Consider the following 13,863-nt stretch of genomic DNA (forward strand, 5'->3'; position numbering starts at 1 on the left):
TTTTTAACAACGGACTAAAAGAAGAGCCCAGTTGTTTAACTGGGCTTTTTTGTATGAGTAAATTAAAACAAACAATAAAAATAATCACACCAGACACCACAATAAGCACACAAGATCGTGGCTTAAATTACGGTGATGGCTTTTTCACGACTGCCTCAGTGGTGGACTCAGAGGTTGAGCACTGGGATTTACATAAAGCGCGTTTAGAAGAATGCGCGCAAAGGCTATTTTTCCCAGAGTTAGATTTAACCGCAATTGAGTGTGAAGTTAACCAAGCAATTAGTGATACACAAACGGGTATTTTAAAAATAGTCGTCACTCGTGGCGCAGGTGGTCGTGGTTATGGTTTACCAGATACGCCCAATATCCAAGTACTTATCACTGTATTACCTGCGGTTTCACACTATCAATCCTGGCAACAGCAGGGTGTTAAATTAGCAATAAGTGACGTGAGACTTGCATACCAACCGTTACTTGCTGGACTAAAAACCCTAAATCGTTTAGAGCAAGTACTTATAAAAAAGCACATGCATACTGTTGAATGTGATGACGTTGTGGTGCTTGACTATAAAAATAATGTGATTGAGTGCTCAGCTGCAAATATATTCGCCATTAAAAACGGTAAAATCGTTTCACCCAAGTTAGATGGCTGCGGTATTACAGGGGTTTATCTAAACGCTTTATGTGGTAAGTTAGCCATTGAGTTTAAAGCAATCCAACTGGATGAGTTGCTAGCTATGGATGCCGTATTTATGTGCAACAGTTTAATGGGTGTGGTTCCGGTTACAAGTATTGCTGATACACAGTTTGATATTGTACGCAGTAACGCGCTATTAGCGGCGCAGTTTGCCAAGGAGAATACGTGATAAAAGTCATTGTTAGCGTGCTGTTATTAGCATTGCTATGTTGTGGTATTGGCTATCAACAGCTTCAATCAGCACTAAAAATGCCGTTAAAAGTTGAAAACAGTACTTTATTCAAAGTAGAGCGCGGCACTGGCTTTAATCAACTCTGCCAAGCATGGCAAGCAAAACAATGGGTTGATAGCTGCTTTAAATTTCAGGTACTCGCTAAATTAGATCCGACTCTTACTGATTTAAAAGCGGGTCTGTATAAACTTGATACAAGCGCTGTGATTGATAATATTCGCCGTATCAATGAAGGTGCACAAGTAAGCTTTAGTTTCACTATTATTGAAGGGCAACCTCTTCGTGAAGTAGTGGCAAACATAGCAAAACAACCTCATTTAACACAAGATTTAGATCCAGAAAATTTAGCGACTCAGATTAGTAACACGCAAGAAAATTTAGAAGGCTGGTTGTTCCCAGACACCTATCATTACCATAGTGAAGATAGTGCCAGTGGCTTATTAAAACGCGCATACAGCAAAATGCAGCAAGAATTAGAGGCTGCATGGCAAAAAAGAGCGCCAGATTTAGTTTTAAACTCACCCTATGAAGCTTTAATTCTCGCGTCGATTATTGAAAAAGAAACCGGCCTTGCTTCTGAGCGACCATTAATTTCGGCGGTATTTACTAATCGTTTAAAAACCAATATGCGTTTGCAAACCGATCCGACAGTTATCTATGGTATAGGTGCGGATTTTGATGGTGATATTAAGCGCAAAGATTTAACAACGTATACACCGTATAATACATATAAAATAAAAGGCTTACCGCCAACACCAATAGCCATGCCATCGAAAGCAGCGCTACTTGCGGCAGTTAATCCGCCTGAGTCTGAGTACGTGTATTTTGTCTCGAAGGGAGATGGCAGCCATCAATTTTCGAAAACGTTACAAGAACATAATCGCGCAGTTAAACAGTATCAATTGAATTAACAACCAGAATAGAGTCATATGACAGCGAAATTTATAGTGATTGAAGGCCTTGAAGGGGCTGGAAAATCAACGGCAATTGCCGTGTGCCAAGCTTATTTAGAAAATAAGCAGATCGAATTTATCAATGTACGTGAGCCAGGTGGAACACCCATGGCAGAAGAACTACGTAGTATCGTAAAACAGGCTCATCAAGAAACAGTCACTTCTGAAACTGAGCTGTTAATTATGTATGCGGCACGTTCGCAATTGGTTGCTAATGTCATTGAACCAGCACTTAAAAAGGGCACTTGGGTGTTAGGTGATCGTCATGATCTCTCATCGCAAGCGTATCAAGGGGGTGGTCGTGGGATTGCACAAGAGCAACTTTCTTTTTTAGCTGATATGGTGCTAAAGGGTTTAAAACCAGACTTAACGATATATTTAGATATTGAACCTGCAGTGGGTCTTGAACGTGCAAAAGGACGTGGTGAACTAGACCGTATAGAGCAAGAAGCTTTAGGCTTTTTTGAGCGCACTCGAGAACGTTATCTTGAAATTGCAAGCACTGACAACAGCATCAAAACAGTAGATGCTAATCAAACCATGCCTGCAGTGCATGCAGCTATTACCAGTGTGCTTGATGAATTCTTCAAAGGTGTGAATTAGCATGCCTTTGCCATGGCTTGAACCTTTATATCAGCAATTAGCTCAAAGCTATTCGCAGCAACGTTTCCATCATGCACAGTTATTTAATGGCGATATCGGTGTAGGAAAACGTGAGCTAGTTGATATGTTAGCTGATGCGTTACTGTGCTCTAATGCCCATAACCTAATTGCCTGTGGAAAATGTAAAAGCTGTCAATTAAACCGAGCAAACACACATCCCGACAAGCGCGTTGTAAAGGCTGAAGGCCAAACTATTGGTGTTGATGAAGTGCGTGAAATTACAGATTTTATTAATCATTCATCAGCTCAAAATGGTAATAAAGTGGTGGTACTTGAACACAGTCATAAAATGACTACCGCAGCTGCAAATGCCTTGTTAAAAACTCTTGAAGAACCCAGTTTAAATCGATACCTGCTTTTAACCTGTGAACAACTGGCTTTATTGCCAGCCACAATTTTAAGCCGCTGTGCAGTTCATGAGGTAAAGGTAAATCCTAGCCTAGCTAAAAAATGGTTGGGTGAATTTAATATACCTCATTATTCTTGGTTAGAACTATTTGTAGAGCAGCCAATGCTTATTGAGCATTGGTATAATGAAAAGCAATTAGACTCAATAGATTCCCTCTATAAATTTGCAACTGAGTTAAAAGACAGCGATAATTTCAGTGCTTTAGTCGAGATCCTTAGCAAAGATAGCACCTTGATTAATGTATTTGTTCTGTTTTTAACAGAACATTTAAAGGAAAAATTAGTATTAGGGATGGATTTTTTCAGCTACCAAAAAGCGCAACAAGCCATAGCAGAATTTCTGTATAATAGCTCGCATGTGCTAGGTTTAAATATGTCGCTGGCCATTTCGAAGTTAGCGTTTTCATTACGTGAAAGCCAAAATTAGGATACATCGTGCAAGAATTATTAGTAGATATTGAAGACTTAGAAGAATTATATCGCTGTTACATGCCGTACTTAAAAAATGGTGGTTTATTTGTTCGCACTAATATGCGTTTTGAAATGGGCCATTCACTTGCATTAAAAGTTACTTTACCTGATGCATTGGAAGACGATGTAGTGACAGGTAAAGTTGCTTGGATCACCCCGCAAGGTGCTCAAAGTTCAAATCCACCGGGTATCGGTGTGAATTTTATTGATGACAAAACGAATTTGAATGCGAAGATCGAAAAACTTTTGGGTACTATGTTAAACTCTGGCAATCCGACCTATACCATGTAATAAAAGTAGTACCATGATTGTAGATTCTCATTGCCATTTAGACAGGCTCGATTTCGATAAACTCGACCTTAATTTAGACCAAGTACTTGAAAATGCTCGCGCAAAGAAAGTTGAACATTTCTTGTGCGTGAGTGTCACTTTAGATCAATTCCCAACGATGCTGGATAAAATCAAACACTATCCAGATGTTTCTGCATCATGCGGCGTTCACCCACTTGATCAAAAAGACGCACTCGATAAGCAAAAACTTATTTCACTTGCTAGCCACGATAAAGTGGTTGCGATAGGTGAAACCGGTCTAGATTACTATTACTCAAAAGACACCCATATAGTTCAGCAAGAAAGTTTTGTTGGTCATATCGAGGTTGCTAATGAGCTCAATAAGCCGCTAATTATTCATACTCGTGATGCCAGAGAAGACACCATTAATCTAATGCGTGCGCATAATGCAGAGAATTGTGGTGGTGTATTACACTGCTTTACAGAAAATTGGGAAATGGCCAAAAAAGCCATTGATATGGGCTTTTATATTTCGATTTCGGGTATCGTTACGTTTAAAAATGCCGTTGAGCTAAAAGATGTTGTAAAGCAAATCCCGCTTGATCGCTTATTAATTGAAACAGACTCACCCTATTTAGCGCCTGTTCCTTATCGTGGTAAAACAAATCAACCAGCCTACGTTGAAGATGTAGCTTACTACATCGCTGAGTTAAAAGGACTTACTTTTAACGAGTTAGCCGAAGCAACAACTAACAACTTTTACTCGTTGTTCAATCAAGCTAAAAGGGCGTAGTGGTGCAAGGCGTATCAAATTTACCTCAGTTAGTAATGGGGCCAATGGTACGCCGAGCAGATGCAGGGCGAGTGTGCTTTCAATTTGTTACAACTGTGCCTTGCCAATACCGAATTGAGTTTAAAGGTGTTGATACTTACTCTAACTTAGAGTCAATTCAATTAGGGCAACATCTTTACTTAAATTTCATCAATGTCATGCCAGTCAGTGGCCAGTTTACAGTAGATTCACTGATCTATTATTCGTTACATGATGAAGATAAAAGCATTGATCTGTTGTCTTATTGCTACGAGCGAGCTGAATCTCCTGCATTTGTGATCCCCAATAGGCTCGATAGAATTCTTCATGGTTCCTGTCGTAACCCTCATCACCCAGCAAAAGATAGTCTCGTTGCTGCTGACAAATGGCAAAATGACCAGCGTCAATCTCTTAATGCAGGTGCTGACTTATTATTGTTATCTGGCGATCAAATATATGCAGATGATGTCGCAGGACCCATGTTACTTGCGATTGAAAAAGTGATTAGTTTATTTGGTGTGTTTGTAGAGCCCGAACTTGATTTAGATTTACCAGCAGGGTTTGAACAACAACTTTATAAGCGCCATTTACACTTACCTAAAGTGCCTTGGCAAAAACGCAGTAAATTTGGTGTTGGTTATTGGCTCAAAAAAGATGAGCCGCACTTCTCAAGTTTAAAAGCTGAAAACCACTTAATCCATTTTCAAGAATTTATAGCGCTTTATTTACTAAACTTTAGCACTATTACTTGGCAGTTAATCGAGTTTGAAACAATTGAATGCCCAGCATTAGCTCCTAAATACGCTAATTTATTCAAACTTGAAAAAGACGCTTTACTTGGTTTCGCAAAAGGCCTTGGTAGTGTCGAAAGATTATTTGCCAATGTATCGACATTGATGATGTTTGATGATCATGATGTCACCGATGATTGGAACTTAACCGCAGGATGGGAGCAGGCTATTTATCAGCACCCAGCTAGCCGACGCATAGTAAATAATGGCCTGATTAGTTATTGGTTAATGCAAGGGATTGGTAATGATGCGGGTACTAACTCATTGTCTTTATTGCCAAGTTTTAAGCAGAGTTTAAAGCAGCAGAGTTGGCATTTTAAAGACTTTGATAAGCTAATACTCAATTTTAACCATTGGCATTATGAGCTTAATACCATACCCAAAGTTGTGGTGCTCGATACCCGAACCCATCGCTGGCGTAATGAACAAAACTTCAATGAACCATCTGGCTTACTTGATTGGGAGAGGCTAACGGAATTAGAAGAAAGCTTATTGTCTCACGATAAAGTGATTATTGTATCTCCAGCCCCAGTGTTTGGTGTTAAATCAATTGAAGCAATCCAAGCTATTTTTAATTTTTGTGGGCAACCTTTACTAGTTGATGTTGAAAACTGGATGGCCCACGAAGGTTCCGCTAAAAAGCTACTTGATACTTTCCGCCGTGAAGATACACCAAAAGAAACCTTGATACTCTCTGGTGATGTACATTATTCATTTTGTTTTTCAGTGCAAAAGCGGTTTGGCAAACATAAAAACCGTATTTGGCAGTTAACCGCCAGTGGTATTAAAAATGAGTTTCCTCGCAAGCTCATTAATGTACTCGATAAGCTAGATTCGATTTTATATGCCCCAAAAAGCCCACTTAACTTTTTTACTAAACGTTGGCAGATGGAAGTTGATAAACACCAAACCATGGGTGAAGGGCAAAAGTATTTGGTTAGTAATGCAGCTATCAGTTTGATAGAGCTCAATGATGGTTTGCTCGCAAAATATGAACTAATTCATGCTGACAACCAAATTACAGAATTCGATTTAAACACACATTAATCGAATACTCAGAATAAAAAAACGCCCAGAACGAATCCGCATTGTTCTGGGCTTAGGGGTGGCTCGTGCGAGCCTGCGCTAACTATAAAAAAACACCTTCTAAATTCAGTAGGGAGAAGTAGAAAGTACTTTTAAGTGTAGTTAATAAGCAGGAAATTGCACGGTAAATGTACAAATTTTATACTAGTTTAAAATCAGCCTGTTACGGCTTTTTACCTAAAAAGGTGCCTACTTTATACAAGCCTTATGCGCAAGTTATACCCAAGTTATCAACTGGGCATTTTGTACTAAATCACGTGGTAATGAGTTCTTAATTTTATTCTTTTGCCACTTACCAAGGCCTACAGGACAGCCACATAACATTAACACTACTTCACCATTATCTTGAGTTGGTTTTTCGAGCCGAATATCTTTACCGTTAAAGTAATCGTTTGCTTGGCAAGCAGACATCTCAAAGGTATTTTTATCGCAATCTTGACCAAATACGGTGGCAAATTCATGCGCTAAGCGAACCCCACCTTTGTGAATTACACCAAGTTGAATACCTAAACGTGAGTATTTAATTTTATCTTGCAGTTCATCAAAGCCATCAGGAAACAACCAAAGCTCTTTATCACGCTGCATTAAGGTGCCTTTAAGTGATTTTAGACCGAACTGTTTTTTAATTGTTTGCATAAACGCTTCGCTTTGCTTTTTATCAAACTTAGCAAACGGAAATGCGCCTTTCTTAACTTTTTGATTGGGGTTATCGCTTGACGCTATTTTCTTAAATTTAGCGATGAAGAAACCTTCACTATCGTAAGTTTGCGGCCAAACGTGCAAATAACCTTCGCTGGTTGTCGCTTTATCTGCGCCATCGAACAGGCTATCGAGTGATTGTACTTCGATGCAATCAGGGAACTCAGCTAATAGGTATTCGCACACTTGTTGGTTTTCAAGGGGTGTTAAAGTACAAGTCGAATAAACTAATGTGCCGCCGGGTTTTAGGGCATAAAAGGCACTTTTGATGAGTGCTTTTTGCACAGCAGCAATATCAATATTAGATTCGATTGACCAATTCTTTAGGGCGTCTGCATCTTTACGAACTGTGCCTTCACCTGAGCACGGGGCGTCTAGTAAAATACTGTCGAAGCACTCATACATGTAATCTCCAAAGATCACACCATCAAAATGTGATAACGCACAGTTACCAACACCCATACGTTTGAGGGTTGCTGCCAATACTTTTAAGCGTGACGAGGACAATTCATTGGCAACTAACACGCCACTATTATCCATCATGGCAGCGATTTGTGATGTTTTTGAACCTGGTGCCGATGCCATATCTAATACCGTATTGCTTTGCTCAACCTCGGCTCTCAGTGCAACCGGCGGCAGCATTGAGCTGGCTTCTTGCACATACATAGCGCCACTTAAGTGTAAATCGGTATTACCGATTGCAAGGGCTTCTTCTTCCTCACTTGGACGTGTTAACCAGAATCCTTCTTCGCACCATGGAATTGCTGTTAACTCCCATCCTTTTTTGGCGCATTGACGCTGAAATTCTGAGACTGACATTTTTAATGTATTTACGCGAACTGAGCGTCTAAGTGGGCGACGACAGGCTGCAATAAAGTCGTCTAATGATAAATGTTCAGGAAGGTAGCTTTTTACATCATCAATAAATGAATCTGGAATATATGTATTAGCGTCCACTAAATGGCTCTCACGTCACGTAATAATAGGCGGATCATACCATTTATAGCGCTGTCAGGGGATATTTTTAGCTTTTTACGGGCGATATTAAAGTGTCGACAAACTGCCGGTATAAATGTCTTTTATAGTCATTATTTTTGATAAGTATCATTTTATGTCGACATTTTGCTGGTTTTTTAGTCTGTTTTTCCGATCTCAAGGTTGACACATTCGATGATAGGGCGCATAGTGAACTCACAAATTGTCGACAATCTTAATTTAGTACTTAAATAGACCTATTTATGACAGAGCAAAAAGCCAACGATAACTACAACGATATCACGATAACAACGGCATCAGACCAAGTGTTTGTCGACATGCGTCGTGAAATTGTACAAGGCACCATTGAGCAGGGTAGCAAAATTTCTGAGCCAGAACTTGCTAAACGCTATGGTGTAAGCCGTGCCACCCTTCGCGAGGCGCTAAATCGTTTAGAGAGCTGTTATTTGGTCGAGCGTAAAGCCAATGTTGGTTGCCGTGTAGTCGCACTGACCGCTGAGCGTTTAATCGAAGTCTATCAGGTACGTAGTGCCCTTGAGGGGCTCGCTTGTCGGTTAGCTGCCGACAACATGGAACCTGAAGAAGTGCAGGGTTTAAAGCAGTTATTGAACCAGCACTTACAAACACAGCGTGTAAAAGAAGGTGAATCATACTACCAAGAAGCGGGCGACCTTGATTTTCATTATCGCATTATAAAAGGGTCGAAAAACGCACATTTAATTCATCTTTTATGCAATGAGTTGTACCAGTTAATTCGTATGTACCGTGTACAAATGGGTATGGTTGGGCCACGTGTATCAAAAGCATTTGATGAACACTTGGCTATTATTAATGCCATTGAAAACCATGACGGTGAATTAGCCGAAATGCTTATGAAACGCCATATCAGCGCGTCTCAGGCAAATATTCAGACTAAGTTTGACTTACTCGCAGCAAAAAATCAGTAGCACCGTAGTTAAACAGTCACAATTTAGATTTAAAAATAGAGTCAGCCAAAGAGCTGAAACCGTTCAAAGATAGGAGTTATCCAATGTCAGCAGGATTAAAGTTCAAACAGGCAATTGCCAACAACAAGCCATTGCAAGTGGTTGGCACCGTCAATGCGTACTGCGCAATGATGGCAGAGAAAACAGGTCACCAAGCACTTTACCTCTCAGGTGCAGGTGTTGCTAACGCGTCATACGGCATGCCAGATTTAGGTATGACTAGCCTAGATAACGTACTTGAAGATATTCGTCGAATTACCAGCGCTACCGACTTACCGCTTCTTGTTGATGCTGACACAGGTTGGGGCGGTGCATTTAATATTGCTCGTACCGTTAAAGAAATGACTAAAGCGGGTGCTGCGGGCTTCCATATTGAAGACCAAGTAGCACAAAAACGTTGTGGTCACCGTCCTAATAAAGAGATCGTGTCTAAAGATGAAATGGTTGACCGTATTAAAGCTGCGGTTGATGCCAAAACAGACAGTGATTTTTACATTATGGCGCGTACTGATGCATTCCAAAAAGAAGGCTTAAATGCAGCGATTGACCGCGCAGCAGCGTGTGTTGAAGCTGGCGCAGACGCTATCTTTGCAGAAGCTGTGCATGATTTAGCAGATTACCAAGCGTTTGCTAAAGCGTTAAATGTGCCAATTCTTGCGAATATCACTGAATTTGGTCAAACACCGCTCTATACAAAAGAGCAGTTAAGCGAAGTTGGTGTTGAAATTGTACTTTATCCATTAAGTGCATTTAGAGCGATGAACAAAGCAGCGCTTAATGTGTATTCGTCTATTCTTAACGAAGGCTCACAACAAAGCCAATTAGACAACATGCAAACACGTGCAGAATTATATGAGTTTTTAGATTACCACTCATATGAAAACACACTCGATAACCTTTTCTCAGCTAAAAAATCATAACGACAACATATAAGGAGAACACTCATGGTAGATAAAGCATTAGGCGGCGCAGGTTTACGTGGTCAAGTAGCAGGTGAAACAGCACTGTGTACAGTAGGTAAGTCAGGTTCAGGTTTAACTTATTGTGGTTATGATATTAGTGAATTAGCAGATAAAGCGCAGTTTGAAGAAGTGTCTTTTTTACTGTCGCGTGGTGAATTACCAACAGAATCTGAGCTTACTGAATATAAAGCAAAGCTAAAATCACTACGTGGTTTACCTGAAGCACTAAAAACAGTGCTTGAAAACATCCCTAAAGACGCACACCCAATGGATGTAATGCGCACCGGTTGTTCTATGCTAGGTAACCTAGAAATGGAGCAAGATTTCTCACAAGCGAATGATGCGATTGACCGCCTAGTTGCCGTATTCCCAAGCATTATTTGTTACTGGTATCGTTTTAGTCATGACGGCGTTCGTATCGACACTGAAACTGATGATGATTCGGTAGGTGCACACTTTTTACGTTTATTACATGACAAAGCACCATCAGCACTGTTTGAGCAAGTAATGAATGTGTCTTTAATTCTTTATGCTGAGCATGAGTTTAATGCATCGACATTCACTGCGCGTGTGTGTGCATCGACATTGTCGGATATTCATTCTTGTGTAACGGGTGCTATCGGTAGCTTACGTGGTCCACTGCATGGCGGTGCAAACGAAGCCGCTATGGATATGATTGAAGGCTTCACAAGCCCAGATCAAGCTGAAGATGCACTGATGGGTATGCTTGAGCGTAAAGACAAGATCATGGGCTTTGGTCACGCTATCTACCGCGAATCAGATCCACGTAACGTGATCATCAAAAAATGGTCAGAAAAACTGGCTGCAGAAGTGGGTGACGATGTTCTTTATCCAGTGTCTGTTCGCTGTGAAGAAGTTATGTGGCGTGAAAAGAAATTATTCTGTAATGCTGATTTCTTCCATGCATCTGCGTATCACTTCATGGGTATTCCAACTAAGTTATTCACGCCAATTTTCGTGATGAGCCGTGTTACGGGTTGGACAGCACACGTGAAAGAGCAACGTGCTAACAACCGTATCATTCGCCCAAGTGCAGATTATACGGGCCCAGAAGCACGCAGCTATACGCCAATTTCTGAGCGTTAATCGTTAATTAAATCAGTGATAGGGGTAGCTTAGCTGCCCCTTTATGAAGGGGCGAAATAAATACAAAAACAATCAGCCCACCTTTGTTCACCGTCACCAAGTACAAGTAGAATCATCATGAATACAAATTTTAGAAAACCATTAGCAGGCACAGGAGTCGATTACTTTGATACTCGCGCTGCTGTTGATGCAATTAAACCGGGCAGCTATGCCACACTTCCTTACACATCGCGAGTACTTGCCGAAAACTTAGTTCGTCGTTGTGAACCTGAAATGCTAAATGATGCGCTGTCGCAATTGATTGACCGTAAGCGTGATTTAGATTTTCCATGGTTTCCTGCTCGTGTTGTGTGCCACGATATCTTAGGTCAAACAGCGTTAGTTGATTTAGCGGGCCTACGTGATGCTATTGCTTCAAAAGGCGGCGATCCTGCAAAAGTAAACCCTGTGGTACCAACACAGTTAATTGTTGACCATTCATTAGCGGTTGAACACGCAGGTTTTGAACCGGATGCTTTTGAAAAAAACCGTGCTATTGAAGATCGTCGTAATGATGACCGTTTTCATTTTATCAATTGGACGAAAACAGCATTTAAAAATATTGATGTGATCCCGCCGGGTAACGGCATTATGCATCAAATCAATTTAGAGAAAATGTCACCGGTGATCCAAAACCGCGATGGCGTGGCATTCCCAGATACACTAGTTGGTACTGATAGCCATACACCTATGGTCGATGCATTAGGTGTTATTGCTGTAGGCGTGGGTGGTCTTGAAGCTGAAAGCGTGATGCTTGGCCGAGCGTCTTACATGCGTTTACCTGACATTGTTGGGGTTGAGCTAACAGGCAAACCACAACCAGGTATTACTGCAACTGATATCGTATTAGCGATCACCGAGTTTTTACGCAATGAAAAAGTTGTGTCGACCTACCTTGAGTTTTATGGTGAAGGTGCCGATGCACTTACCTTGGGTGACAGAGCAACTATTTCTAATATGACGCCAGAGTTTGGCGCAACAGCTGCGATGTTCTACATTGATGACAACACACTTGATTACCTACGCTTAACAGGTCGCGAAGAAGAGCAGGTTAAACTAGTAGAAACTTACGCAAAAGAAACCGGTCTTTGGAGCGATAGCCTTAAAACGGCAGAATATGAGCGTGTGTTAACCTTTGATCTGTCATCAGTTGGGCGCAATATTGCGGGCCCATCGAATCCACATCGCCGTGTTGCAACAAAGGACCTTGATAAAGCGGGTATCACTGGCATCGTTGAAAATCAAGAAGGCTTAATGCCAGATGGCGCCTGTATCATTGCAGCAATCACAAGTTGTACTAATACCAGTAACCCACGCAACGTAATTGCTGCTGGTTTACTTGCGCGCAATGCTAACGCTAAAGGGTTAACCCGTAAGCCATGGGTTAAAACATCACTGGCACCGGGTTCTAAAGCGGTTAAATCTTACTTAGAAGAAGCAAATTTATTACCTGAACTCGAGCAACTTGGCTTTGGTATCGTTGGCTTTGCATGTACGACCTGTAATGGCATGAGTGGTGCGCTTGATCCAAAGATTCAGCAAGAAGTGATTGACCGTGACTTATATGCAACAGCTGTACTTTCGGGTAACCGTAATTTTGATGGCCGTATTCACCCTTATGCTAAACAAGCATTCTTAGCTTCACCACCACTGGTTGTTGCTTATGCCATTGCTGGTACTATTCGCTTTGATATCGAAAAAGATGTATTAGGGTACGATCAACAAGGCAACGAAATTCGCTTAATGGATTTATGGCCATCAGATGAAGAAATTGATGCAGTGATCAAACAAAGTGTTAAACCTGAACAATTTAAAAAGGTTTACGAGCCAATGTTTGATTTAAGTGTTGATTACGGTGAAGACAACGATCCGCTTTACCAATGGCGTCCACAAAGTACTTATATTCGCCGTCCTCCTTATTGGGAAGGTGCATTAGCGGGTGAACGTTCGCTTAGTAATATGCGTGCATTAGCGGTACTGGGTGACAACATCACCACTGACCACTTATCGCCTTCAAATGCGATTTTAGCGTCAAGTGCAGCTGGCGAGTACTTAGCTAAAATGGGTCTTCCAGAAGAAGATTTTAACTCGTATGCTACGCACCGAGGCGACCATTTAACTGCACAGCGTGCTACATTTGCTAACCCTAAGTTATTGAATGAAATGGTTAAAGAAAATGGTGAAGTGAAGCAAGGTTCATATGCTCGTATTGAACCAGAAGGCAAAGTGACACGTATGTGGGAAGCAATCGAAACCTACATGCAGCGTAAACAACCGCTTATCATTGTGGCAGGTGCCGATTATGGTCAAGGCTCATCACGTGACTGGGCTGCAAAAGGTGTACGCCTTGCAGGTGTTGAAGTGATTGCAGCCGAGGGCTTTGAGCGTATTCACCGCACTAACTTAATTGGTATGGGCGTACTACCGCTAGAATTTAAAGCCGGTACTACGCGAACTACATTAGGTATTGATGGCAGTGAAACCTTTAGCGTGAAAGGTGAGCCAACACCAGGTGCAACCCTGACTTTAGTGATCACCCGTGCCAATGGTGAAACCGTTGAAGTACCAATGACGTGTCGTTTAGATACCGCTGAAGAAGTGTCAATTTATTCAGCAGGTGGTGTACTACAACGTTTCGCGCAAGATTTCTTAGAATCTGAGGAGCACTAAG

12 protein-coding genes are annotated in these 13,863 nt (G+C 41.2%); 11 read left to right on the forward strand and 1 reads right to left on the reverse strand.

Annotated elements, in window-relative coordinates; all coding sequences use genetic code 11:
* Nucleotides 1-53 precede the first annotated feature (53 nt).
* The 7 genes from pabC to NH454_RS07880 are packed head-to-tail and all read left to right on the forward strand — an operon-like array spanning nucleotide 54 to nucleotide 6,364.
* Nucleotides 54-866: an aminodeoxychorismate lyase gene (gene pabC, locus NH454_RS07850; protein ID WP_253038678.1), complete on the forward strand. Its 813-nt coding sequence runs from the start codon at nucleotides 54-56 to the stop codon at nucleotides 864-866.
* A complete protein-coding gene (mltG, locus tag NH454_RS07855) occupies nucleotides 863-1,840 on the forward strand; it encodes an endolytic transglycosylase MltG (protein ID WP_253038679.1) in 978 nt (325 codons plus the stop codon). The genes pabC and mltG overlap by 4 nt, the downstream gene beginning before the upstream one ends.
* A gap of 18 nt (nucleotides 1,841-1,858) precedes the next feature.
* The gene (gene tmk / locus NH454_RS07860) at nucleotides 1,859-2,485 is read left to right on the forward strand and encodes a dTMP kinase (protein WP_135924344.1); all 627 of its coding nucleotides are present in this window, start codon (nucleotides 1,859-1,861) and stop codon (nucleotides 2,483-2,485) included.
* A 1-nt stretch (nucleotide 2,486) separates the two neighbouring features.
* Entirely contained in the window at nucleotides 2,487-3,380 is an 894-nt protein-coding gene (locus NH454_RS07865) for a DNA polymerase III subunit delta' (protein ID WP_135924345.1), read from the forward strand.
* An 8-nt stretch (nucleotides 3,381-3,388) separates the two neighbouring features.
* Complete coding sequence (locus NH454_RS07870) at nucleotides 3,389-3,715, forward strand: PilZ domain-containing protein (RefSeq protein ID WP_054554720.1); 327 nt, start codon at nucleotides 3,389-3,391, stop codon at nucleotides 3,713-3,715.
* A gap of 13 nt (nucleotides 3,716-3,728) precedes the next feature.
* On the forward strand, nucleotides 3,729-4,508 hold the full coding sequence (locus NH454_RS07875; protein ID WP_135924346.1) for a YchF/TatD family DNA exonuclease: 780 nt from the start codon (nucleotides 3,729-3,731) through the stop codon (nucleotides 4,506-4,508).
* A gap of 35 nt (nucleotides 4,509-4,543) precedes the next feature.
* Entirely contained in the window at nucleotides 4,544-6,364 is a 1,821-nt protein-coding gene (locus NH454_RS07880; protein WP_235382403.1) for an alkaline phosphatase D family protein, read from the forward strand.
* Nucleotides 6,365-6,619: 255 nt separating this feature from the next.
* On the opposite strand, the gene rsmF is transcribed toward NH454_RS07880, so the two are convergent.
* Nucleotides 6,620-8,059, reverse strand: a complete 1,440-nt coding sequence (gene rsmF / locus NH454_RS07885) for a 16S rRNA (cytosine(1407)-C(5))-methyltransferase RsmF (RefSeq protein ID WP_235382386.1) — start codon at nucleotides 8,057-8,059, stop codon at nucleotides 6,620-6,622.
* Between the two features lie 281 nt (nucleotides 8,060-8,340).
* Here rsmF and NH454_RS07890 point away from each other — a divergent pair, with 281 nt between their 5' ends.
* From NH454_RS07890 to acnD, 4 genes are all read left to right on the forward strand, one after another.
* Nucleotides 8,341-9,045: a GntR family transcriptional regulator gene (locus NH454_RS07890; protein WP_054554723.1), complete on the forward strand. Its 705-nt coding sequence runs from the start codon at nucleotides 8,341-8,343 to the stop codon at nucleotides 9,043-9,045.
* 83 nt (nucleotides 9,046-9,128) lie between these two features.
* Nucleotides 9,129-10,004, forward strand: a complete 876-nt coding sequence (prpB, locus tag NH454_RS07895; RefSeq protein ID WP_135924348.1) for a methylisocitrate lyase — start codon at nucleotides 9,129-9,131, stop codon at nucleotides 10,002-10,004.
* A gap of 24 nt (nucleotides 10,005-10,028) precedes the next feature.
* Nucleotides 10,029-11,153, forward strand: a complete 1,125-nt coding sequence (gene prpC / locus NH454_RS07900; protein WP_135924349.1) for a 2-methylcitrate synthase — start codon at nucleotides 10,029-10,031, stop codon at nucleotides 11,151-11,153.
* Nucleotides 11,154-11,270: 117 nt separating this feature from the next.
* Entirely contained in the window at nucleotides 11,271-13,862 is a 2,592-nt protein-coding gene (gene acnD / locus NH454_RS07905) for a Fe/S-dependent 2-methylisocitrate dehydratase AcnD (RefSeq protein ID WP_235382387.1), read from the forward strand.
* Nucleotide 13,863: the final 1 nt, after the last annotated feature.

The organism is Pseudoalteromonas sp. Ps84H-4 (assembly GCF_024124645.1).
Lineage (GTDB): Bacteria > Pseudomonadota > Gammaproteobacteria > Enterobacterales > Alteromonadaceae > Pseudoalteromonas > Pseudoalteromonas lipolytica_C.